Annotated in this window: 24 protein-coding genes; 16 read left to right on the top strand and 8 right to left on the bottom strand. The window is 68.9% G+C overall.

Annotation, left to right across the window (positions count from 1 at the left end; genetic code table 11):
- Nucleotides 1-8: 8 nt before the first annotated feature.
- Entirely contained in the window at nt 9-242 is a 234-nt protein-coding gene (locus QM779_RS11765; RefSeq protein ID WP_428535404.1) for a hypothetical protein, read from the top strand.
- Nucleotides 243-723: 481 nt separating this feature from the next.
- Here the strand turns inward: QM779_RS11765 and QM779_RS11760 are convergent, their stop codons facing one another.
- The 3 genes from QM779_RS11760 to QM779_RS11750 all read right to left on the bottom strand — a co-directional run bounded on the left by QM779_RS11760 (nt 724) and on the right by QM779_RS11750 (nt 2,736).
- Nucleotides 724-1,098: a DUF6907 domain-containing protein gene (locus tag QM779_RS11760; RefSeq protein WP_428535402.1), complete on the bottom strand. Its 375-nt coding sequence runs from the start codon at nt 1,096-1,098 to the stop codon at nt 724-726.
- Between the two features lie 361 nt (nt 1,099-1,459).
- Complete coding sequence (locus tag QM779_RS11755) at nt 1,460-2,560, bottom strand: tyrosine-type recombinase/integrase (protein WP_428535400.1); 1,101 nt, start codon at nt 2,558-2,560, stop codon at nt 1,460-1,462.
- Complete coding sequence (locus QM779_RS11750) at nt 2,560-2,736, bottom strand: helix-turn-helix transcriptional regulator (protein WP_428535398.1); 177 nt, start codon at nt 2,734-2,736, stop codon at nt 2,560-2,562. Before QM779_RS11750 ends, QM779_RS11755 begins: the two co-directional genes overlap by 1 nt.
- Before the next feature lie 500 nt (nt 2,737-3,236).
- On the opposite strand from QM779_RS11750, the gene QM779_RS11745 reads away from it, so the two are divergent.
- The 12 genes from QM779_RS11745 (at nt 3,237) to QM779_RS11690 (ending at nt 10,947) form a co-directional block, all read left to right on the top strand.
- Nucleotides 3,237-3,743: a hypothetical protein gene (locus tag QM779_RS11745; protein WP_428535396.1), complete on the top strand. Its 507-nt coding sequence runs from the start codon at nt 3,237-3,239 to the stop codon at nt 3,741-3,743.
- Entirely contained in the window at nt 3,740-4,543 is an 804-nt protein-coding gene (locus tag QM779_RS11740; RefSeq protein WP_428535394.1) for a hypothetical protein, read from the top strand. Before QM779_RS11745 ends, QM779_RS11740 begins: the two co-directional genes overlap by 4 nt.
- 164 nt (nt 4,544-4,707) lie before the next feature.
- Nucleotides 4,708-5,277 carry an SAF domain-containing protein gene (locus QM779_RS11735; RefSeq protein ID WP_428535392.1) on the top strand — a complete coding sequence of 190 codons (570 nt, stop codon included), beginning with the start codon at nt 4,708-4,710 and terminating at the stop codon, nt 5,275-5,277.
- Nucleotides 5,278-5,280: 3 nt separating this feature from the next.
- Nucleotides 5,281-6,129, top strand: a complete 849-nt coding sequence (locus QM779_RS11730; protein ID WP_428535390.1) for a hypothetical protein — start codon at nt 5,281-5,283, stop codon at nt 6,127-6,129.
- Nucleotides 6,129-7,283, top strand: a complete 1,155-nt coding sequence (locus tag QM779_RS11725; RefSeq protein WP_428535388.1) for a CpaF family protein — start codon at nt 6,129-6,131, stop codon at nt 7,281-7,283. Before QM779_RS11730 ends, QM779_RS11725 begins: the two co-directional genes overlap by 1 nt.
- Nucleotides 7,284-7,559: 276 nt before the next feature.
- Nucleotides 7,560-7,700, top strand: coding sequence for a hypothetical protein (locus tag QM779_RS11720; RefSeq protein ID WP_428535386.1), 141 nt, complete (start codon nt 7,560-7,562; stop codon nt 7,698-7,700).
- On the top strand, nt 7,697-8,569 hold the full coding sequence (locus QM779_RS11715; RefSeq protein WP_428535384.1) for a type II secretion system F family protein: 873 nt from the start codon (nt 7,697-7,699) through the stop codon (nt 8,567-8,569). The genes QM779_RS11720 and QM779_RS11715 overlap by 4 nt, the downstream gene beginning before the upstream one ends.
- Complete coding sequence (locus QM779_RS11710) at nt 8,566-9,450, top strand: type II secretion system F family protein (RefSeq protein WP_428535382.1); 885 nt, start codon at nt 8,566-8,568, stop codon at nt 9,448-9,450. The genes QM779_RS11715 and QM779_RS11710 overlap by 4 nt, the downstream gene beginning before the upstream one ends.
- A gap of 24 nt (nt 9,451-9,474) precedes the next feature.
- A complete protein-coding gene (locus tag QM779_RS11705) occupies nt 9,475-9,681 on the top strand; it encodes a hypothetical protein (RefSeq protein ID WP_428535380.1) in 207 nt (68 codons plus the stop codon).
- A gap of 67 nt (nt 9,682-9,748) precedes the next feature.
- Nucleotides 9,749-10,087: a TadE/TadG family type IV pilus assembly protein gene (locus tag QM779_RS11700; RefSeq protein WP_428535378.1), complete on the top strand. Its 339-nt coding sequence runs from the start codon at nt 9,749-9,751 to the stop codon at nt 10,085-10,087.
- A complete protein-coding gene (locus QM779_RS11695) occupies nt 10,084-10,503 on the top strand; it encodes a TadE family protein (RefSeq protein ID WP_428535376.1) in 420 nt (139 codons plus the stop codon). Before QM779_RS11700 ends, QM779_RS11695 begins: the two co-directional genes overlap by 4 nt.
- A gap of 6 nt (nt 10,504-10,509) precedes the next feature.
- Nucleotides 10,510-10,947, top strand: a complete 438-nt coding sequence (locus QM779_RS11690) for a pilus assembly protein (RefSeq protein ID WP_428535374.1) — start codon at nt 10,510-10,512, stop codon at nt 10,945-10,947.
- A gap of 139 nt (nt 10,948-11,086) precedes the next feature.
- On the opposite strand, the gene QM779_RS11685 is transcribed toward QM779_RS11690, so the two are convergent.
- A complete protein-coding gene (locus QM779_RS11685) occupies nt 11,087-11,698 on the bottom strand; it encodes a hypothetical protein (protein WP_428535372.1) in 612 nt (203 codons plus the stop codon).
- Between the two features lie 100 nt (nt 11,699-11,798).
- On the opposite strand from QM779_RS11685, the gene QM779_RS11680 reads away from it, so the two are divergent.
- From QM779_RS11680 to QM779_RS11670, 3 genes are all read left to right on the top strand, one after another.
- Complete coding sequence (locus QM779_RS11680) at nt 11,799-13,976, top strand: hypothetical protein (protein WP_428535370.1); 2,178 nt, start codon at nt 11,799-11,801, stop codon at nt 13,974-13,976.
- Nucleotides 13,977-14,033: 57 nt separating this feature from the next.
- The gene (locus QM779_RS11675; protein WP_428535368.1) at nt 14,034-14,510 is read left to right on the top strand and encodes a hypothetical protein; all 477 of its coding nucleotides are present in this window, start codon (nt 14,034-14,036) and stop codon (nt 14,508-14,510) included.
- A gap of 143 nt (nt 14,511-14,653) precedes the next feature.
- Complete coding sequence (locus QM779_RS11670) at nt 14,654-15,760, top strand: N-acetyltransferase family protein (protein ID WP_428535366.1); 1,107 nt, start codon at nt 14,654-14,656, stop codon at nt 15,758-15,760.
- A 418-nt stretch (nt 15,761-16,178) separates the two neighbouring features.
- On the opposite strand, the gene QM779_RS11665 is transcribed toward QM779_RS11670, so the two are convergent.
- The 4 genes from QM779_RS11665 to QM779_RS11650 all read right to left on the bottom strand — a co-directional run bounded on the left by QM779_RS11665 (nt 16,179) and on the right by QM779_RS11650 (nt 20,179).
- Nucleotides 16,179-16,379, bottom strand: coding sequence for a hypothetical protein (locus tag QM779_RS11665; protein WP_428535364.1), 201 nt, complete (start codon nt 16,377-16,379; stop codon nt 16,179-16,181).
- Between the two features lie 718 nt (nt 16,380-17,097).
- Nucleotides 17,098-18,360: a phospholipase D-like domain-containing protein gene (locus QM779_RS11660; RefSeq protein WP_428535362.1), complete on the bottom strand. Its 1,263-nt coding sequence runs from the start codon at nt 18,358-18,360 to the stop codon at nt 17,098-17,100.
- A gap of 197 nt (nt 18,361-18,557) precedes the next feature.
- On the bottom strand, nt 18,558-19,151 hold the full coding sequence (locus QM779_RS11655; protein ID WP_428535360.1) for a response regulator transcription factor: 594 nt from the start codon (nt 19,149-19,151) through the stop codon (nt 18,558-18,560).
- A gap of 38 nt (nt 19,152-19,189) precedes the next feature.
- Complete coding sequence (locus QM779_RS11650) at nt 19,190-20,179, bottom strand: sensor histidine kinase (protein WP_428535358.1); 990 nt, start codon at nt 20,177-20,179, stop codon at nt 19,190-19,192.
- Nucleotides 20,180-20,530: the final 351 nt, after the last annotated feature.

The raw sequence follows: 20,530 nt of genomic DNA, 5'->3' as shown, positions 1-20,530 counted from the left end.
GACGCGTCGTGTGTCGATCGCCGACGTGTCGCCCGTCGACGCGCTACAGCCTGCCCGTCGTCGTCCTGCTGGCCGTCGAGCCGGCCGTCGTCCTGCTGGCCGTCATCGAGCTGGCCGGCGTCCTCGTCCGCGTCCGTCCGTCGTCGAGCTGGCCGGCCGTCGTCCCGCCCGTCGTCGTCCTCGGCCGCGTCCGGCCGTCGTCGAGCTGGCCCGTCCCTCGTCGACCTGGCGGCCGTCGTTGAGCCGGCGTCGTCCTGCTGGCCGTCGTCCTGCTGGCCGTCGTTCTTGCTGGCCGTCGTCGAGCTGCTGGCCGGCGTCCTCCGGCCGCGTCCTGCTCGTCGTCGAGCTGCTGGCCGGCGTCCTCCGGCCGCGTCCTGCTCGTCGTCGAGCTGCTGGCCATCCTCGCCTGTCAGTGGAGCCGGGTACAGTCCGCAGGCCATGGGGCTATCGAGGCAGGCAACCGCCGCGCGGCAGTGGATGAAGCGAGCGGCGTGTCTTGAGGTAGGGGTCGCGTTCCTGGGGCTCTCAGAACAGGCGCAGCTCCGGACGTGCCGAAGCTGCACAGTCTCGGATGAGTGCATCCTCTACGCGTGCGAGGTCGGAGCAACTGACGCGGTCTACGGTGGCCGCCGAATCGGCAAGCAACCGTTGCGGGTGATCGAAGACAACGCGAGCCCGGGGGATTGCTCCCCCGGACTCCGGGCAGGGTAGTCGAGAAGTCGGTTAGCGCTCAGTGAGGATGGCCCTGGCACGTTGGGCGGCACGACGCAGAGTTGCGGCGTACTCGTCGACCTGGTCGGGCGTCAGCTCGTAGAGGTCCGATGTCGCTTCGATGCTCAGCCCGGCCGGTTGGATGCCTTCGACAGCTTCGCCGGCGGTCAGGCTGATCACAACCGCCCGGCGCTGGTCAGCGTCGAATGCGTGAATCTCGAGCGGGAGAGTGTGCACGACGACGTCACAGCACGTCAGCCAGAGGCGGTCGTCGTGAACTTGGGTACACCAATCCGGGCAATGGACGGGCTCCGACGGGTTCGGAGCGTGGTGGGTCGCGGGGCAGACCTCGGTAACCGGGCCGCGGTGTTCGGTAGCAGTAGCCATGCTCCGAAAGCTAGATCGGGGCTCTGACAGCCGTCGAGCGCGTGGACTCGCGTGGACTCACACGCTGCACCTAATGGCACTTCATAACCACTCGCTGTATAGTCCGTGGCGTAGTCAACCCGGGTTTCACGCTCCGCGCGATGGGTCTCCGGAGCACTTCCCAAGCTGACAGTGCGGGTTCGATTCCCGTCATCCGCTCCAGTGAAAGTCCTTGTCAGAGGCACCGAACGAAATCGAACAACCTCGGGGTGGTCGGGGTATGTTACCCAAAATGTTATCTGACCCCCGGAATTCGTGTTTGGCGGGGGTGCTCGGACCTCGGGTGTGGAGCCCCGGTGTTCGATTCCTAGCCAGAGGCCGTTCAGGCGTGTTCGGCGCGTGTCGCGAGGGGCAGGTTCCTGGCGATGTGGGCATCCGCGAGCTTCTTCGCTTCGGCGAGGGCGCTGTCGGCGGTGCGGGCGTAGATGTTGGTTGTGGTGAGGGAGGCGTGGCCGGCCAGCTCCCGGACGGTGGTGAGTGGGATGCCGGCGGCGATCCATTGGGAGATCGCGGTTCCGCGCAGGTCGTGGAAGCGGAAGCCGGGCCAGCCGAGCCTGGTGAGGAGTCGTGGCCAGTCGACGGAGTCGAGGAAGTTGCTGTGGTTCCACTTGCCGCCGAAGGGCCCGTGCAGGAGTGGTGCGTCGCTGGGGCCGTCATGGTTGGCGATGAGGCGTTCCAGGGTGGGGCGGACGACGTCCACGACGATCACCCAGCGTCCTTCCTTGTCCTTGGTGGTGGACTTGACACCCGCCGAGGATGCCCGACTCACCCAGATTAGGCTCGAGTCCAGGTGGATGTCCTCTGGCGAGAGGACGGCGAGTTCTCCGGCGCGCAGGCTCGTGTAGGCGGCGATGCGGACGTAGTCGCCGTAGATGCCTCGGTTGATGCCGTCTGGTCGGGCGAAGGTGACCGCCTTCGCCAGTCGTTCGACCTCGCCGGGGGTCAGTGTGGGCGGTTTCTTCGGTACGAGGATGGTGGGGCGCTCTGCCTCGGCGCTCGGGCTTGCCTCGATCATGCGGGCCTTGCGCAGGATGCGGAAGACACGGGCCAGGGCGTTCATTGTTCCCGTGACAGCCGCAGGGCTGAGGCCGGAAGCTAACCACTTGTCCCGGGCTCGCTCGATCCGGTCAGGGGTGATCTTGTGGATCTCGATGTCCCCGAGGTCGGGGATGATCCGCAAGTGCAGGTGTCCTCGGTAGGTCTTCTTGGTCGATTCAGCCAGACCAGACAAGAACCGCTTCTCGCCGTCGCCGGCCAGCCACTCGGCAAGCGTCCCGATCGCCTGCTTCCGCTGCTTGCGCATGGCGCGCTCGTGCCGTTCGGCTTCGACCTTGTACTGGAAGACCTTCGTGCGGATCGCGCCCGTCGAGTCCTCCCAGCTCGCGCGCCAAGGCTTGCCCTTGGTTCCTCCCTTTCTGGCCATCAGCCGGCTCGCCGGCGGTTCTGGATGAGGCTGAGGACGTCTTCGTGGAGGTAGCGGTGCCTGCGGGGCCCGAACTCGATGGACGCGAGGATGCCTCGTCGGCGAAGGTCGTCAACGGTCCACGCCGTGACGCCGAGAATCTGGGCGACATCCGCGCGGGTGAGAAGCGCGTTCATCGGTGCCTCCTCGGAACTGAGCCCTCCATGCTCCCGCCCGCGGCCACGGCCACGGCCACGGGGCGAGGTTCAGGCCTGAGCTCATGCACTGGCATCGCTCCTCCTTCGGGCTAGGGAAACGTGCACCTACCTTCCCTAGGCCAAAGAAGTTGGCGATCGGGACGCGCACCACGACAAGTTGTGCGGGCCGAGTGTTCGGCTGGCCCGGGCCCAGTGTTGTCCCGGGGTGTTCGAGCCTGTGCGGATCCGAAGAGTTGCCCAAGGCTCTGGCCGATCCCAGGCGACCGACTTAGCCTGAAACCCTGTTTCTGAGGATTCATGGACGCCTCGGCGTCCCGATCGCCAACTTCTTTGGCCTAGGGAGGGTATAGGGAAGGAGTTCGGCCATGGCGCCAACCCCAGCGCTCATCGCTGCATGCATCACGCTCGTGGTCCTGTCGGGCTGCACCTCGTCGTCCTCGAACTCGCCTTCCCCATCAGCCACTCCCACATCTCCGAGCATGTCGGCCACCGCATCGTCGGGATCCCCGTCGGCTACGCCGAGTCCGACCTGGAGTGCCGACCAGGCTGCGGCGATCGCGGCCGTAGACGGTTATCGCGCAGCGAGTGACCAGATCGGCAGCGATCCCTCGGCGTTCAGCAAGGCTCAGATGACGTCCCTGCTGAGCAAATGGGCCGGACCCGCGGTCGTCAAGGCCAATGTCGCCTCGTACCTGTCCCTCAAGAAGCGCGGGTTCCGGTACGACACCGGGCATTCAGTCCTCAGCACGTTGGCATCAGCGGCGTCGGACACCGGATACGGAACAGAGGTGGTGGTCACCCGTTGCATCGACCAGTCGCCGGCCCGAGTTCTTGATGCCAACGGCGAGGAGGTCAGCGAGCAGGAGCTTGGCTACCAGGTCTCGCAGTTCCTACTCCGCCAGTACACCGTGCAGAAGCGTGACGCGGACCGAGCCTTCCGGGTCTACGGGCTGGCGCCGACCAAGGGGGAGTGTGGTCCGGCATGAACAGGCTTCTCGCGGTCGTCATCGCGGCGTGCTTGACGCTGGTCGGGCCGCCGGCGGCCACCGCAGGAGCCGATGGGCCCGGCTGCGACGACCAGTCCGACGAGTGCACGATCGTGATCGTTGATCCGGGCAATCCGTCTGATCCGAAGCCTGGCGATCCGGATCCGGCGCCGAGGAAACATGTGGTGCCGAAGTGTGCTGACCTGGGTGCGGGCGTCATCGGGCCGACGGGGTCGTCGTTGGCGGATCTGGGTCTGGATGATGCCGCGCACCAGGGTTGGGTCCATGTGACCTGTGTGGATGGCAACGACTTGATGTGGATGTGGCTGGATCCGGGGGTGGCGGCGGAGTCGATCGCCCGAATGCTGCTGGCACGCCTCCAGTTGAAGCCGATCACGATCGGCTGGACGCCGCTTCGCGCGGATGCGATGGGGATCGTGGGGGTGCCGACGTGGTTGTGGGTGGACAACCCTGGCCGGGTGACCTGGGGGCCGGCGACGATCTCGGCTGGTGGTGTGACGTTGACGGCCCGGGTGGAGTCGGTGTCCTGGGACATGGGCAACGGCGATGTGGTCGGTTGCTCGAACAAGGGCACTCGGTGGGCGAAGGGGCTGGGCACGGGCGCGTCGCCGACGTGCGGCTACACGTACGAGAAGCAAGGTGAGTACACGGTGACCGCGACGGCGCACTGGGTTGCGCGGTGGTCTGGTTATGGCAGGTCGGGTGTGATCCCGTTGGCCCTGTCCCAGGAGCGGATGCTCGAAGTCGGCGAGATCCAGGTGATCGTGACGAACCGCTGACCCCGCGGGGCACAAGCCCCGCATGCACGGAACCTCTTCATCCCCGGAGGTGCACCATGACAACCACATCCACAAAGCCGGCCAGGTCGCCCAGGCCGAAGCTGAACGGACACGAGCCTGTCGAGCGCGGCCCCTCGCCGAGGAAGTTGCGGCGGCGTCCGGCGATGGCAGTGGTCTCGGCGGCGCTGGTGGTGTTCGGCGGCATGTTCGGCGTCGGGGTGTGGACGTTGGCGACCAGCTCGGTCGAGGTGGTCGCTGCTCGTCTCGCGATTGACCGGGGTGCGGTGATCACGGCCGACGATCTGGCCGTGACGCGGGTCACGGTTGACCCGTCGGTCCCGGTGGTGCCCGCCGCTGACCTGGCCGGCCTGGTGGGCAAGCGAGCGGCCAGTGATGTCGCTGCTGGGACGCTGTTGAGCCCGGCCGAGGTGACCGATGCGCTGCCGCCGGCCACGGGGGACTCGGTGGTCGGTGTGGCTTTGGCGACGGGCCAGTTGCCGGCCGAACCGCTGCGTCCGGGTGATCGCGTGCGGCTGGTTCAGACCCCACAGGCGCAGGGTGAGGTGCCGGCCACGCAGGTGACGATCGACGCGCAGGTGCAGTCTGTCGTCCAGGCTGCGGACGGCCAGACGACGGTGGTGGATCTGTTGGTGCCGTCGACGCGTGCGGCGGAGGTGGCTGCCCGGGCGGCCACGGGCCGGGTGGCGTTGGTGCTGGACTCGCGGGAGCGCTGAGCCGTGCTGACCGTGTTGTGCTCGGCGGCCGGCTCGCCGGGGGTGACGACGACCGGGTTGGCGTTGGCTCTGGGTTGGCCGCGTCCGGTCGTGTTGGTGGAAGCGGACTCCTCGGGCAACTCGGGGCTGCTGGCCGGCTACTTCCGCGGCCAGCTGGACCAACCCGGCCTGGTGGACCTGGTGATCGCGCACCGCTCCGACCTGCTGGCCGAGGCGGTCCCACGGCTGCTGTTCAGCATGGAGGGGTCGCAGGCGTCGGTGTTGTTCGGGCTGAGGTCGCACGAGCAGGCGGCCGGCGCCGGCCTGTTGTGGCCGTCGCTGCTCGACTTGCTGCGCGGACTCGACGTGGCCGGCACGGACGTGATCGTGGATGCGGGTCGGCTCGGCCTGCCGGGTTGGCCGCAGCCGCTGCTGGCCGGCGCGGACGCGGTGCTGTTGTTGGCCCGCAGCGACCTGCCCGGCCTGGCGGGTGCCCGGTCCTGGGCCGCCGCACTGGCCGCGGAGGAGGCGCCGGGCCACCCGGTCCGGATCGTGCTGGTCGGAGAGGGCCGGCCTTACCAGGCCCGGGAAGTGACCAAGACCCTCGGCGTGCCGGTTCTCGGGGCGATCGAGTGGGCACCGGAGCATGCGCGGGTGTTCTCCCACGGCCAGCCGCCGCCCGAGGTGGCGTGGTGGCGGCGGATCGGTCGTCGAGGGGATGCCCGACAGGCGGCGTTCGACGGCTCGGCGTACCTGCGGTCGGTTCGTGCCTTGACCGAGCGGATCAGCTCGCTGGGCGAGGCGCCAGCCCCGGTGGAGTTCGGCAGCGTCCTGGCCCAGGTCGGCGCAACGAAGGAAGGACGGTCGCTGTGATGTCCGAGCACGAGTTCGATCAGGATCCGCAGCGCCTGCCGCTGTTCACCGGCCAACCGGTCCCGAACGGCCACGCGGTTCCGGGCCGGGTGCGTTCCACGTTCCGGCTGAACGATCGTGCCAACCCACCGACGCCGGAGCCCGCAGAACCGCGCCAGGCCAGCGTCACCGGGTTGGTGGCCGCCAGCGACGTGCCCGTGTCGCTGCTGCGCCGGCTTCCCGGCGCGGCGGGGGTGGATTGGGCCGTTGTCGCCGGGCTGCGCGGAGCGGCGTCGAACGCGTTGACCGAAGCGATCGGCGAGCAGCCCGGCATGGACCGCGACGAGCAGGAACAGCTGGGCCGCTCGATCATCCAGCGGCTGCTGGACGGGCAGGACGCCGACATGGTCGTGCAGCGCGGCCAGGCCCGAACCCTGTCCGAGCGCCGCCAGCTGGCGGAGGCGACGTTCGACGCGCTCTTCCGGCTGGGTCGGTTGCAGCCGCTGCTCGACGACGACGAGGTGGAGAACGTGATGATCACCGGCTTCGACAAGGTCGTCGTCGAACACGCCGACGGCACCCTGATCCAGGTCGACCCGGTCGCCGACAGCGACGAGGAACTCCTCGACTTCCTGTCCTTCCTGGCCGCCCGCGCGGACAACCCGCGCCCGTTCTCGGCGTCCCAGCCGTCGCTGCACCTGCGGCTGGACGACGGCTCCCGGCTCGCGGCCGCACGAGACACGGCCCGGCCGTCGGTGATGATCCGCCGCCACCGGATCCGCGAGGTGACGCTGGCCGACCTGGTCGACTGGGGCACCGTGTCGCCGGTGATGGCCAGCTTCTTCTCGGCCGGGGTGAAGGCTCGCCGCTCCTATGTGGTCTCCGGCGGACAGGGGGATGGGAAGACGACCCTGGTGCGCGGGCTGTGCGCGGAGATCGACCCGTGGGAGGTGATCGGCACGTTCGAGACCGAGCATGAACTGTTGCTGCACGAGTTGGGGGACCAGCACCGGATCGTGCACGCCTGGGAGGAACGCCCCGGATCAGGCGAGGCGGGCGCGGACGGCCGCAGCCCCGGCGAGCGGCGCACCCCCGAGCAGGTCAAGGACAGCTTCCGGTTCACGCTGTCCCGCCAGATCCTGGGCGAGATCGCGGGGCCGAGGTGTGGTCGATGATCAAACTGATGGAGTCCGGCGCCGGGTCGCTGTCGACCACGCACGCGGCCGACGCGTACACGGCGATGGAGAAGCTGATCACCTGCGCGATGGAGGTCGGCCCTCACGTCACAATGGAGCTGGCAGCCACCAAGCTGGCCCACACGATCGACTTCATCGTCCAGATGTCCTGCGAGATCGTCCGCACCCGGACCGGGCAGCGCAAGCTCCGTCGGGTATCAGGAGATCCTCGCGGTCGAACCGGGCGAGGAGGCCAAGAGGTACAGCCTGACCACGGTGTTCCGGGCGGTGCCCGGCCGGATCGGGATGGCGGACACCCCGCCGTCGGGCCGGGTCCTGGACCAGTTGGTCGCGCACGGCTTCGACTACGCCGCGTTCCTCGCCGAGGCCGACGCCAACCCCCGGCGGCAGCCATGAACCCCGGCGCCCTGCTCGCCGCAGCCTCCGGAGCAATGATCGTGGCCGGCATCCTCGGCCTCATCGCCGGCCTGCGCCCGGTCCCCGTCCCCGAACCCGCACCGGCACGCCACCCCGGACGGCTCCGCCGCGCCTGGACATCCGTCCCGACCGCCCGACGGCTCGCCGCCCTGGCCGCGCTTGCGGTCGGCATCGTGGCGGGCCTGTTGACCGGATGGGTGGTCCTGATCGTGCTACTGCCGGCGGCGGTGCTGGGCCTGCCGGTGCTGCTGGCCACCTCCCCGGAGACGGGCCGGATCGCCCGGTTGGACGGAATCGCGGAATGGACGCGGAACCTGTCCGGGGTGCTGACCGCCGGACAGGGCCTGGAGCAGGCCCTGACCGCGAGTCTTCGCTCAACCCCCGACTCGATCCGTCCGCAGGTCTCGCTCCTGGTGGCCCGGCTGCGGTCGCGCTGGCCGAGTGAGCAGGCGTTGCGGGCGTTCGCCGACGACCTCGACGATCCGACCGGCGACCTGGTCGCCGCCGCGCTCATCCTCGGCGCCCGCAAACGAGGCCCCGGCCTGTCCGCGGTGCTGACCGGGCTGGCCGAGTCCACCGCCGACGACGTGCGCGCCCGCCGCCAGATCGAAGCCGACCGCGCCAAGCCCCGCGCCACCGCCCGCTGGGTCACCATCCTGTCCGCCGGAGCCCTCGCCGTCCTGGCCATGTCGGGCAGCTTCCTCGCCCCGTACGCCACCGGTCTGGGCCAGGCGATCCTGCTGCTCCTGCTGGCCGGCTATGCCGGCTGTCTGTGGTGGATGAAGCGGATGGCGGCCAGCCCGGCCGGCGAACGCTTCGTCACGGCGAGAATCGAGGCGCGACGATGACCGCGCTGCAACTGCTGATTCTGGCCGGCATGCTCGTCATGGCCGGGGTCGCCGGCCTCGTCTGGTGGGCCTCAGCCGCCGAACCCGACCTGACCGATGCCCTCGACCGCATCGGCCCCCACCGCACGACCGCCGCTGCCGTGATGGTCGGGGGTGACGGTGGGGAGCGTGCCGGGCTGTGGGCGATGCGGCGCCTGCCCGCCGGCTGGGTGCGGGTCCCGACCGCCGATCTGGCGGTGCTGCGCAAGAGCGTCGCCTCGTTCTACGGCGACAAGCTCGCCTTCGTCGCCGTCGCCGCCCTGATCGTCCCGCTGTTGTCCTGGCTGGTCTCCTGGAACCTCCCGCTCCCGATCACGGTCCCTGCGATCGCCACCCTGGCCGGCATGGTGGGCGGCTGGTTCCTGCCCGACCTGAACGTGCGCCAAGACGCCGCAAGAACCCGGGCCGGGTTCGTCCGGGCCCTCGGTGCCTACACCGACCTGGTCGCGCTTGAGCGGCACGGTGGCTCCGGCAGCCGGCAGGCGATGGAACTGGCCGCCGAGGTCGGCGACAGCTGGGCGTTCCGGCGGATCAGCGAAGAACTCGTCCGCTCCCGGCTGGACTGGCAGCAGCCCTGGGACGCCCTCCACCATCTCTCCGCCCAACTCGAAGTGACCGAGCTCGACGACCTGGCCGACATCATGCGGATCTGCGGTGAACAGGGCGCACCCGTCTACGACACGCTCCGGGCCCGCTCAGCCGCCAGCCGCAACGCGCTGCTCAGCGGTGACCTGGCCGCGGCCAACGAGGTCGGCGAGCGCATGTTCATCCCCGCCAGCCTCACCGCCGTCATCTTCCTGGCCATCCTCACCATCCCCGCCCTGCTCCGCCTCATCACCTGAAAGACCTCGGAAAGGAACCCCACCATGACCGAACTCACCCAACAGCTCGCAGCCCGCAGCCACGCCCTCACCGTCACCATCGGACGCCGCCTCGCCGAACTACGCCACGACGAACGCGGCTCGTTCACCATCGAACAGGTGCTGTGGGCAGCCGCCGCGATCGGCTTCGTCACCGTGGTCGTCACCGCCATCAACTACTACCTCGGCCTCCAGGTCGCCAAGATCCACTGAGCCGACAATGACCCGCCCTGGCCGCACCGCACGCGCCCGCCCTCACGGTGAGCGCGGCTCACTCAGCGTGCAGATGGTGGTGATCATGCCGGTGCTGTTCACCATCGCGTTCACCGGCATGCAGGCCGGCCTGTACTTCTACGGCCGCTCCGCCGCACTGTCCGCCGCCACCACCGGCGCCCAGGCCGCCGCCGACGACGGCGGCACCCTCGCCGACTGCCAACAAGCCGCGGCAGTGTTCATCGCCAGCCTGGGTGACGTCCTCACCCGGCCGCGCATCGACTGTGTCCGCACCGCCACCACTGTCTCCGTCCAGGTCAGCGGCGAGACCCTCACCGTCATCCCGGGCTGGACGCCCCAGGTCAGCCAGCAGTCGGTCCGCAGCGTCGAAAGAGTCAGCCGATGATCCAGTTCGACGAGCGCGGTTCGGCGGCGATCGAGGCAGCGATCGCCGGCCCGGCAATGGTGTTGCTGATCCTGCTGGTCGTGTTCGGCGGACGGGTCGCACTGGCACACCAGGCCGTCCAGGCCACGGCCGCCGACACCGCCCGCGCCGCCTCCCTGGCCCGCACCCAGCCCGAAGCCCGCAGCGCCGCGACCGCCGCGATGGACGCCGGGCTCAACCAGCAACTCACCTGCACCGACTCGGCCTTGGCGCTGGACCTGTCCGGGTTCGGCACCCCGGTCGGCACCCCGGCCAGCGTCACCGCCACCCTGACCTGCCGCGTCCCTCTCGCCGATCTCGGCCTCCCGGGCCCAGGCAGTGTGGTCATCAGCGAATCCATGTCGAGCCCGATCGACACCTTCCGGGAAAGGCGCTGACCGGCCATGGCACGAACACGCCGACGCCATGACGAGCAGGGCTCGATCAGCCTGTGGGCGGTGCTGATCGTGGCCACCTTCACCCTGATCGTCGGGATCTCGGTCGACCTCGTCGGACAGATCGCCGCCAAGCAGCACGCCACCGACATCGCCGCCCAAGCCGCCCGGATCGCCGGCGAGCAGATCGACACCGCCGCCGTCCTGGGCGGCGCCTCCACCGTCACCGCCAACCCCACCCGGGCCCGCCAGGCCGCGCTGGCCTACATTGCCGGCGCCCATATGAGCGGCACCGTCACCATCACCGCCGGCGGCACCCAACTCGCCATCACCACCACCGCCAGCTACCAGCCGGTGTTCCTCACCAGCATCGGCCTCGGCCCCCTCACCGTCACCGGCAGCTCCACCGCCCGGCTCGTGCGAACCCTGAAGGGAAGCGAACGCTGACATGAGACGAATCCTCACCGGGCTCGGCGCCACCTTCATCCTGGCGATGCTCCTGCTCGGCCTGCCCACCCTGCTGATCCTGATCTGGCCGGCCGGGCTGCCACACGTCCAGCCCACACCGGCCGGGATCTGGGCGGCGCTACTGCGACCCGACGACGGCACCCTGTTCCTGACCCTGCTGAAGATTGCCGGCTGGGTCGTGTGGGCCATGCTCCTGGTCGTCGTCGGCGCCGAACTCGTCGCCGCGATCCGCCACCTCCGCCCTCCCCGCCTGGCCGGCCTCGCCCTCCCCCAAGGGCTGGCCCGTGGCCTGGTCGCCGCCAGCCTGGCGCTGTTCGTCAACACCAGCACCGCCCTCGGCGCGCCCACCCCGCTCACCGCACAGGCGGCACCTCTCGCACCCGCGCCACCCGCACCAGCCGAGCCGGACCGGACGCACCCCCCGCACGCCGAACACGCCAAGCCTGCTTACGAGCACTACACGGTGAAGAAGGGCGACATCCTCTCCCAGATCGCCCTCGACCACCTCGGCGACGCCCACCGCTACCCCGAGATTTACCCGGGCCTCTCGCAGCATCCACCAGCCCGGCGGACGCCGCCTCACCGACCCCGACGTCATCGACATCGGCTGGAAGCTCAACCTCCCCACCCAGCACTCCAAGATCGCCGACCCGCCCACCAAGAAGCACCCCAAGCAGGTCGACACCGACGCGCCGGCCACCACTGCGCCCGGGACGACCGGATCGGGCATGCCCTCGTCGGTGACGCCGCCTGCATCTACAGCTGTGTCCAGCCCGACGCCCGCCGCGGGAGCATCCGCCGGGACGCCCGGCTCGGCAGCATCCGCGCCGGTGACGGCTTCCGCCGACGCCGCGTCCGAGCCGGGGCAGCGGCCGTGGCTGCTGACCGGCCTTGCCGGCGCCGGGGCGCTGCTGGCCGGCGCGCTGTGGCTGGTCGTGCTGCGTCGCCGTGCGGTCCAGCAACACCACCGCCGCCCCGGCTACATCACCGCACCGCCACCGCCGCACACCATCCCGATCGAGAAGACCCTGCGGAACCAGGGCGCACCCACCAGCGATCTGCTCACCATCATCGACGAAACCCTCCGCCGCCTCGCCGCCACCCTCACCACCGGCCACCGACCGCTGCCCCCGCTGCTCGCCGTCGCCGCCACACCCACCGGCATCCGGCTCCACCTCGCCACCGACACCGACCTGCCCGAACCCTGGCAACAAGCCGACACCGCCACCGTGTGGAGCCTGACCCTCGACGCGGTCCCCGCCGGCCTCGAGCCGCTCGAACCGGACGGACCGGCGCCCTGGCCGCACCTGGCCACCGTCGGCGCCGACGACACCGGACGCTGGTGGCTGATCAACCTCGAAACGGCCGGCATCACCACCATCGGCGGCGACCCCGACTACGCCGACGACCTCGCCCGCTACCTCGCCGCCGAACTCGCCACCACCCCCTGGTCCAGGGACATCCAGGTCGACCTCATCGACACCTTCCCCGAACTCGCCGGCCTCGACCCGACACGCCTGCGCCACCACCCGACCCCGGAAGCGATCGACGACACGATCGCCGTCGCCGTCGAGACCATCGACCGGCTCAACCTCCTCCACGCCGACAACCTGCCCGCCGCCCGCGCCACCCGGGCCGGGGACGAACTGTGGCCCAACCGCGTCCTGTTCACCACCGGGCAGACCGGCCACCTCGCCGAGCTGAACCGGCTGATCCACGACCAGCCCGGACGCACCGCCGTCGCCGTCATCCTCACCCGCTCCGCCGACACAAGCCCACCCGGCAGCCTCACCATCACGGTCGCCTCGGACGGGCGCGCCCGCATCCCCGCCCTCGGCCTGGACCTGGTCGCCAACGGCATCACCCCCGACGAAGCGGCCGGCTGCGTCCAACTCATCGAAGCCGCCGACAACTACGCCAACGTCGAACTCCCGACGGCCGGCACCGAGGGGTGGCGGCGCAACAGCGACCAGGCCGGCCGGCTCAGCCCCCACCTCACCCGGCCACGCCAACCCGACGGCACCGACGAGCCCGGCGCGACGAACCTGCCCCAACCTGACGCGACAGTCCTCGCCGCGGCAGCCACCACCAGCGACGACCTCGCCGTCCTCGCCCCCACCGTCCCCGAACCCACCCGGACCCAGGTCGAGACCGACGACCCGACCCTGGACGCCGATCTGGCTGACTGGTTCTCCGACAGCTGCACCCGGCCCCGGTTGTCCGTGCTCGGACCGATGAGGGTCCGAGTCGGGCCCGACGGCAAACCCGGCGAAGCGACCAAGAGGAAGCCGTACTACACCGAACTCGTCGCCTACCTCGCCACCCGCCCCACCGGCGCCACCACCGCCCAGCTCTGCGACGCGTTCTCCGCCACCCCCGCCCGGCTGCAACGCGACCTCGGCGTCGTCCGCAAATGGCTCGGCACCAACCCCGCCACCAGCCAGCGGCACCTACCCGAGGTCGTCCGCTCCAGCCTCGTCAACAACGGACGCGGCTACTACCAACTCCACGACGTGCTGCGTGACGCGGACCTGTTCCGCCGCCTCCGCCTCCGTGGCCAGATCCACGGCGCCGACGGACTCGACGACTACCTACGGGCACTCTCCCTGGTCACCGGAGCCCCTTACACGCAACTGCACCCCGGCGGCGGGACCTGGCTCGCCGACGACCGAGACGACCAACACCTGCTGGTCGCCATCGTCGACACCGCCCACCTCGCCGTCACCATGGCCCTCCAGCTCCCCGACCTCAAAGCCGCCCGCCTCGCTGCGGAAGTCGCCGCCTTGGCCGCCCCCGACGAACAGATCCCGAAGGGCGACCTGATTGCTGTGGCCCAGGCCGAGGGGGACAGCGGACGCGCAAGTCGAGGCATTGACGACCTGCTCCGGCAACGAGACGCCGACGGGCCCATCGAACCCGACCCGCGCACCACCGAACTCGTCCAGACCCGCGCCTGGGCCGACCGAACATCCCCCACGCAGACCAGGCAAGCCAGTGTCCCGGACTGAACCGCAACCGCAACGAGACGGGATACCGATCCGGAACGCGAACGAGAGCCGACGCCGATGACAGCTGACGACGAGACCGCGTTCGCGACGCCGTTCATCGCGTTGCGGCCGGCCACCTTCTACACAGCCGAACCTCGACCCCGCGCCGCCATCGTCGTGCGCTACCCGGGAGACGACCGGCACCTCCAGGCGGTGATGCGCGGCCTGCTCCGCCGCGGCTGGGAACTCATCCCACCCCCGGTCGGAGCCTTCGAGTTCAACGACAACCCGGCCAGCCCGAGGGCCAGTATCGTGCTCGATCACCGCACCGGCACAGCGCGGGTCGCAGTTGGTTCGCAGCTCGTCTTCGACGGCGAACTACGGCTCAGCAACGACGAGGCCGGGATCTCCTGGGAGGCGCTGTGCCACAAGACTGGTGAAGTCCTGACCTTCGTCACGGTCGGCAACCAACCCATCCTCAGCCAGGAACACGTGGAGGAGGTTGCGCGCGCCGGTCATCTGGTCGGCGTTGTCGGCATCGCAAGAAGCTGCTGAGACTCCGCCTGGGCGAGGCTGGCTCAACGTGGTTCACACCGGCTTCGTCGGCGCGGCAATCGTGCTCGTCGGACTTCCCGCACCGAGAACCGGGGTTTCGGGGGGTGCGTGTCCACTGTGTTGTGCGTGTCAGACTTCTGTCTGTGACTCAGCTGGCCTCGTCTGCGTGGCGGATCGTGGAGCCGTGCCCGGCGGGCTCCTCGGCGTGGGCGGTGCAGGAACTGTCCGACATCCAGGGGGAGTGCTACCGGGAGGTTTTCGGGTTTGACGACTTCTGGACGCCGACCTGGGTGTGGCAGCCGAAACTGGCGGGGACCGTGGACGGGCGCCACCGCCTGTTCGTGTGCGCTCGGGACAGCGACGGTGTTCCAGCGCGGGGTGACGGTCTTGCCGTGGCACACGTCGGACTGCCGGCGGCCGACAACCCGCACCTGGCCAGGGTGGGTCTGTGGGTGCGTCCTTCCGCCAGGCGTCAGGGGGTGGGGTCCGCGCTCCTGGCGCATGTCGAGGGTGAGGTGGCGGCCGAGGGTCGCACGGTGGTTCTGGGATGGGCGAGTTCTGCTCCGGAGCCCCCGCCCGGGCCCGACGCGCTCGGTGCGCCGACCGGTGCGGGCCGCGTCCCTGCCGGGGGCCCGTCGACCCGGCTGGCGCGTGGCCGTGGCTACGTGCTGGAGCAGGTCAGCCGCCAGTCGGTGCTGCCGGTTCCTGACGAACTGGGCGCCGTCGTCGATGCGCGTGACGCCGCTCTGGCCGTGGCCGGCGCCGACTACCGGCTCCACGTGTGGCACGACGACGTGCCCGCCCGGTGGCGTGCCGGCCTGGGAGAACTGGTCGCGCTCATGTCGACCGACGCGCCGCTCGGCGACCTCGCCTGGGAGCCCGAGGTGTGGGACGCGGCCCGTGTTGAGCGTTGGCTGCGCACCTATGCTGAGCGGAACCTCCACGTCACCATCGCGGCGGCCGAGCACGTGCCCGCCGGTGCACTCGTGGGCTACACCGAGGTGATGCATCCCGACCCCGACGTGCCGTTCGCCTATCAGGGCTCGACGATCGTTCGGCACGAGCATCGTGGCCGGCGGCTCGGGATGGCGCTCAAGGCACACAATCTGCTGGCGCTGCGCGAGCGCAGGCCCGGTGTGCGGCGCATCCACACCGACAATGCCCAGGAGAACAGCTACATGCTGGCGATCAACGTAGCCCTCGGCTACCAGCCCGTCGGGGTCATGGCAGCCTGGCAGAAGACACTCTGAGCCGTCCTCGCCGTGAGGGTTTCGGTCCCCCACCTCGTGCACGAGGTCCCCTCGGGATCGGTGCCGACAACGTGATCCTGCGCCATCACCACCGCCTCGCCGAAGCCATCGCCGCCGGCCAACGCCATCCTTGAGAGAAACTGTCCCGGCGCATCGCCCGTGGCTTCGGAAGCCGAAAGGAACTACCGGCTGAGTTGCTCCGGCTGTTCGAGCGCCAGGCGTTAGCCTCCCATTCGGGCACGTCTGCCGCGCCGGCGAGCCTAGATCTCGCAGGTGACGGTGTCGTCGCGACGATGGCTCGCGAGCATCGTGACGGTTCCGCTCGTAACTGCCTGTCGGGTCGAGGGTTCCCGCGCCTTGACGTCGGAGTCACCATAGGTGCCCAGGCGTGAGGACGCTCCCCAACTTGCATGGCCGGTCAGGCTCGTGGCTGCCATGATCCCAGCTGGTCTGCTGGCGCGGGCGTGTTCTGCGTGGCCAGCTGCAACCAGCAGGTGATGTCGTTGTCGAATCTCGCGGAGCCTGCAAGCCTGAGTTGCCAGTCCTCGTACGGCTCGCCCGCAGGCATCAGCCGACAGCGCGCGAGGTTGTGGTGGTCCCGGGCGGCGGTGGCGGTCACGACGTGCTTCCCGAGGCAACGATCCTGGCCTGTGCCGTGCTCCGGGAGAGCCCGCAGCAAACCAGCAGGACGGACGTCGCGGCAGCGACAATCAGCTCGGCCCTCACATCACCAGCATGGCACGGGAATTCTGCGTCGCAGGACGAAGCCTCTGCAATCCGTACGCACCCGACTACGCCCTCATCAGCGAGCTGACGCCCAGGGCCAAGGAAGCGTCCGGGACTCCGCATGCTCGCGAACTTCACGTGAACGGAGTCGTGGAGGCCGCCGTGCCCACCGTGAGTACGGACAACGGGCCCGACCGCACCCCGAAGGTCTATCCCAGCGGCCGGGCCCGTTGTGGTTCGCGAGCCGACGCCCCCCGACGCGACTCGCAGCCGCCGCGGCGGGCCAAACCCCCGTTCGCCCAGCACACCGGCAGACCCTCAACCCTACGTTGAGGTTCTGGGGCTTCCACAGTGCCCGAACGGGTGACCACGCTGGGAGGTTCAAGGCTGTAGACCCAGGCGGGTCGCTGAACCGCCCAAAGGTCCCCTGCGGGTGCGACTCTCGCTTCGGGACGCATTGGTGGCCACCAAGGCCGACGTTCTGCAGCAGCCGTACCGAGACGTGGTTCGAGGCGTGGCCGGCGTTCGTCGGCCACGCCTCGATCGCGGATTGGGTCAGGCCTCGGCCGCGCGATGATCACTCACGGCCTTGGCCAGCCTGTCCCGGGGGCTCAGCCCCAGCTGCCGTGTTCGTGGACCCAGTGGTCTCCGAACTGTGAGCGCAGGGCCGCGTAGGCGGAAGCCGTGAGTTCCACCTTGAGGAACGTTTCCTCGTCCCACTTCCAGCCGGACTCGTTCAAGTTCTGCGATCCGGCGAAGAAGAAGTAGCGCGGGTCGTGGCTGGAGTTCGTAGCGGCCTTGATGAGGATGGACTTGTCGTGAACGATGTTCTCGGTGGCAACAATGATGCTGGCTTTGCCGGCGAGCTTGCTCTTGATCGTGGATCCGATGACGCTGACCAAGACCTTGATGGTGCAATCTCGATCGTCGTGGAGTTTGACGAGCTGGTCGGCCACTGCGACCCGACTGTTATTGAACTCATTCTCGGTCACATAGACCTGGCATCCGCCAGTGGTGGAGTACTTGGTGAACGCGTCCAGTCGGCCCGCCACAGGGTCCGAGCCCGACCAGGGCGAGGTGTACAGCGTCGTGGCCTGAGTCCCGACGGACAGGTTGCCGGTGTCGGTCTCGCTGTTCATCGAGTCCCACCACGCGTTGAGGGCGTCGTAGAGCGCCTTGTCGCCGTACACAACGACGGCGTTGTTGCTGTTGTCCCAGTTGCTGCTGGCATGGTTGGCCGAGGTGATCAGAGACACCCACTGCCAACTCGTCCCCGTGGCGTCGGTGGAATTCTGGAATGTGGCGAACTTGGCATGCATCGTCGACCCGGACCCCTCGCCATCGCCGGCCACAATGCTGTTTGCCTCGCACGAGGTCTGAGCGTTGGTGTTCGGCACCCCGGTGGGGGTGTTGCACACGTGGTAGGTGCCGTCGGCCAGCATGGCGTTGACCAGTCCGGCGGGCACGTAGTCCGGCAGGTTGTAGTTGGTGCCGTTGGCGATGGCTCGAAGGTCTACGCCTCTGGACCTTGCCGCCGCGATCGTTGTGGACAGCCTGTCCGCGGAGTCCGGCAGCTTGTCGTTGTTGCCCCAGTTGTACAGACTCAGCCGCACGCTCCCGGTCGCGTTGTTGATCAGCGAGTTGTACTTCTTGAGAATGACGATGTCGTCACCACTGGTGGGCACCCATGGTTCTGAGTTGTAGATCTCGACCTTGACGCCAGCGTCGTTCGGCGCCGAGAACGTGGTGGTGGGCTCAACCGCCGTGCTGTTCGTAGAGTCCGCATAAGCATTCGTTGGCGCAAGGAACAGGCTGAACAAGCTGATACTGGTTGCCAGTGCGGTAGCAGCCAAATGCGCAGCGCGCAGTTTCATGATTCGATCCTCCTGGGGGGGTGGAAGCCGGAGTACCCGACAACTCAGGAGCCTAGCCAGTGAGCCCCGCACGCGTGCCCGAATCCAATCAGATGACAGAAGTCCACAACCTGTTGAGCGTCCGGGCCGAACGTCCCGTCGGTCATGACCGTCGGGCAGCGCGTATCCGCCTGACGACGGACGGTGCGCCGGTGGCCCTACCGGTTGTGTGACTGTGCGGCGAGTTGGGTGCGTGTTGTTGCGCTGTAGTGCTTGAGGAGATTGCTGACGTCGGCCTTGACGGTGGAGGGGGAGACGTGGAGGGTGTTGGCGATCTGTCGGTTCGTGAGCCCGGCTTGGAGAAGCTCAAGAACCTGTTGCTCGCGCGTGCTGGTGGTGGGTCCGGGGGGTGGGGTTCGGTGAATCTTGCTCCATCGTTTGAGGGTCTCTGCGGGCAGGAGTGCGATGCCGTGGTGGGTGGTACGGATCGCGTCGGCCAGTATCTGCGGCCGGGTGTTCTTGAGGATTGCGCCCTGTGCTCCGGCGTTCAGGATGTCAGCGATGGTGGTGTCGCTGGCGAGGGCTGTGATGGCGAGGATGCGGGTGCTTGGTGATGCCGTGGTGATGGCGCGGGTGGTCGCGATCCCGTCCGTTGGGGTCATGTTGATGTCCATGAGGACGATGTCGGGAGGATCTGCTGCGACCGCGTTGATCGCCTGAGCGCCGTCGGAGCAGGTGCCGGCGAGTTGGAGGTCGTCGTAGGGCGCGAGGAACGCAGCGAGGGAGTCGCGAACGATGGGGTCGTCGTCCACGATCAGGATCCGGATAGGTGGTCGGCCAGCTGGTGTTGTCATCGTGCTGCTGGGGGTGTGGTCGCGGCGGGGATGTGAATGCGTGTTGTCCATTGCTCGGCGGTGTCGTCGGCGTCGATCCGGCCGCCGAGCGCGTCCAGATCGTGGCGCAGCTCCTGCAGGCCCAGGTGGACGTGTCGTTGCGGCACGGTGATGGGGATCGCAGCGGGCTGGTTGGTAAAGGCGAGATCTGCTCTGGTCTCACTGAGGTGGCCGGTGATCGAGCAGGGGCCGGGGTGGCCATGCTTGATCATGTTGTGGACGGCCTCTTGGGTGGCTCGGGCGAGCACCCCCGTGTGCACCGTTGGGATGCGGGAGGGGTCGCCCTGTATGTCGAGGGCTGGGCTGAACCCGTGGCTGCGGAGTGCTTCTGCACTGCGAGCGAGAGTCGCGCTGAGTTCGACGTTGTCGCGGGTCGGCGCGCTTCCGACGTGGAGATCGCTGATGAGCGCCCGTAACTCGTCGATGGCGTTGTCGGCGGAATCGGCGAGAAGGTCCAGATCGTCCGCCAAGTTGGGTCCTTGAAGGAGGCTGCGCCTGGCAATGAGGGCGATCGAGGTGAGCGATCTGGCAAGGGTGTCGTGGAGCGAACGGGCGATGGCTCGGTTGTGGCGGACGATGATGGTGAGTGGACTCTCAGCCTCCGCGCGGCTTGTGGTGCTGAGCGCGTCGCCGATGAGCCAGGTGGTGGCGATCAGGACCAGCCACACGAGCCAACTGCCGAGTGGGGTGGCTGCGAGTCGAGGATCAACCCAAGAGATCCCCGCCGCGACCAGCAGGTAGACGAGGCTGAGCGTGACTCGCTGGGCATGTTGCCCAGCCATGCCGGCACCAAGAATCGGGATCAGCAGAGCGAACTCACCCACCGTCTCCCACTCCATAGGCGCGAACATGTACATCGCGACCGCGACCACGAGAGCCGCGCCTGCTAGCGGCGACGAGCGGGCAGAGAGGGCGGCGGCGCATGCGAGGAGGTCAAGCAGAAGCACCGTCCACTCCTGACCGCTCTCGACCCACGTGATCGTGGCGACAACGGCGAGGAGGCCGGCTAGGACCACCTCGATCTGGCGGGCACTGCGGAGACGCAAGGCATGACTCGCCGAGCGCGAGCCCCGTCGACGGTATAGCACCTGAAACACCCTTCGCGCGTGCCTGCCTCGGGGGTGTGCGGCAGCGCGCCACGGCTGACGCTAGCGGAGTTCACCGGGGTTGGGAACTTCGTGGGTGCCCGACCGGCCATGCCGGGTGGCCGGTCGGCCGGATCTCGTGGCCACTTGGGCAGGCAGGGCTGTCGTCGGCAGGGTAGGTGCGGGTCCTTCCATCATCATGTCGTGAGCCGG

Origin of the sequence: Propionicimonas sp. (assembly GCF_049840635.1) — a bacterium.
Classification (GTDB): Bacteria; Actinomycetota; Actinomycetes; order Propionibacteriales; family Propionibacteriaceae; genus Propionicimonas.
This window is presented reverse-complemented; position numbering and strand designations above follow the sequence as displayed.

Coding starts and splice junctions, on each gene's coding strand:
- QM779_RS11705 (WP_428535380.1), top strand. CDS start 9,475: ATGACCGAACTCACCCAACAGCTCGCAGCCCGCAGCCACGCCCTCACC.
- QM779_RS11710 (WP_428535382.1), top strand. CDS start 8,566: ATGACCGCGCTGCAACTGCTGATTCTGGCCGGCATGCTCGTCATGGCC.
- QM779_RS11675 (WP_428535368.1), top strand. CDS start 14,034: ATGACAGCTGACGACGAGACCGCGTTCGCGACGCCGTTCATCGCGTTG.
- QM779_RS11715 (WP_428535384.1), top strand. CDS start 7,697: ATGAACCCCGGCGCCCTGCTCGCCGCAGCCTCCGGAGCAATGATCGTG.
- QM779_RS11745 (WP_428535396.1), top strand. CDS start 3,237: ATGTCGGCCACCGCATCGTCGGGATCCCCGTCGGCTACGCCGAGTCCG.
- QM779_RS11725 (WP_428535388.1), top strand. CDS start 6,129: ATGTCCGAGCACGAGTTCGATCAGGATCCGCAGCGCCTGCCGCTGTTC.
- QM779_RS11690 (WP_428535374.1), top strand. CDS start 10,510: ATGGCACGAACACGCCGACGCCATGACGAGCAGGGCTCGATCAGCCTG.
- QM779_RS11660 (WP_428535362.1), bottom strand. CDS start 18,360: ATGAAACTGCGCGCTGCGCATTTGGCTGCTACCGCACTGGCAACCAGT.
- QM779_RS11750 (WP_428535398.1), bottom strand. CDS start 2,736: ATGAACGCGCTTCTCACCCGCGCGGATGTCGCCCAGATTCTCGGCGTC.
- QM779_RS11755 (WP_428535400.1), bottom strand. CDS start 2,560: ATGGCCAGAAAGGGAGGAACCAAGGGCAAGCCTTGGCGCGCGAGCTGG.
- QM779_RS11695 (WP_428535376.1), top strand. CDS start 10,084: ATGATCCAGTTCGACGAGCGCGGTTCGGCGGCGATCGAGGCAGCGATC.
- QM779_RS11735 (WP_428535392.1), top strand. CDS start 4,708: ATGGCAGTGGTCTCGGCGGCGCTGGTGGTGTTCGGCGGCATGTTCGGC.
- QM779_RS11685 (WP_428535372.1), bottom strand. CDS start 11,698: ATGCCCGATCCGGTCGTCCCGGGCGCAGTGGTGGCCGGCGCGTCGGTG.
- QM779_RS11740 (WP_428535394.1), top strand. CDS start 3,740: ATGAACAGGCTTCTCGCGGTCGTCATCGCGGCGTGCTTGACGCTGGTC.
- QM779_RS11760 (WP_428535402.1), bottom strand. CDS start 1,098: ATGGCTACTGCTACCGAACACCGCGGCCCGGTTACCGAGGTCTGCCCC.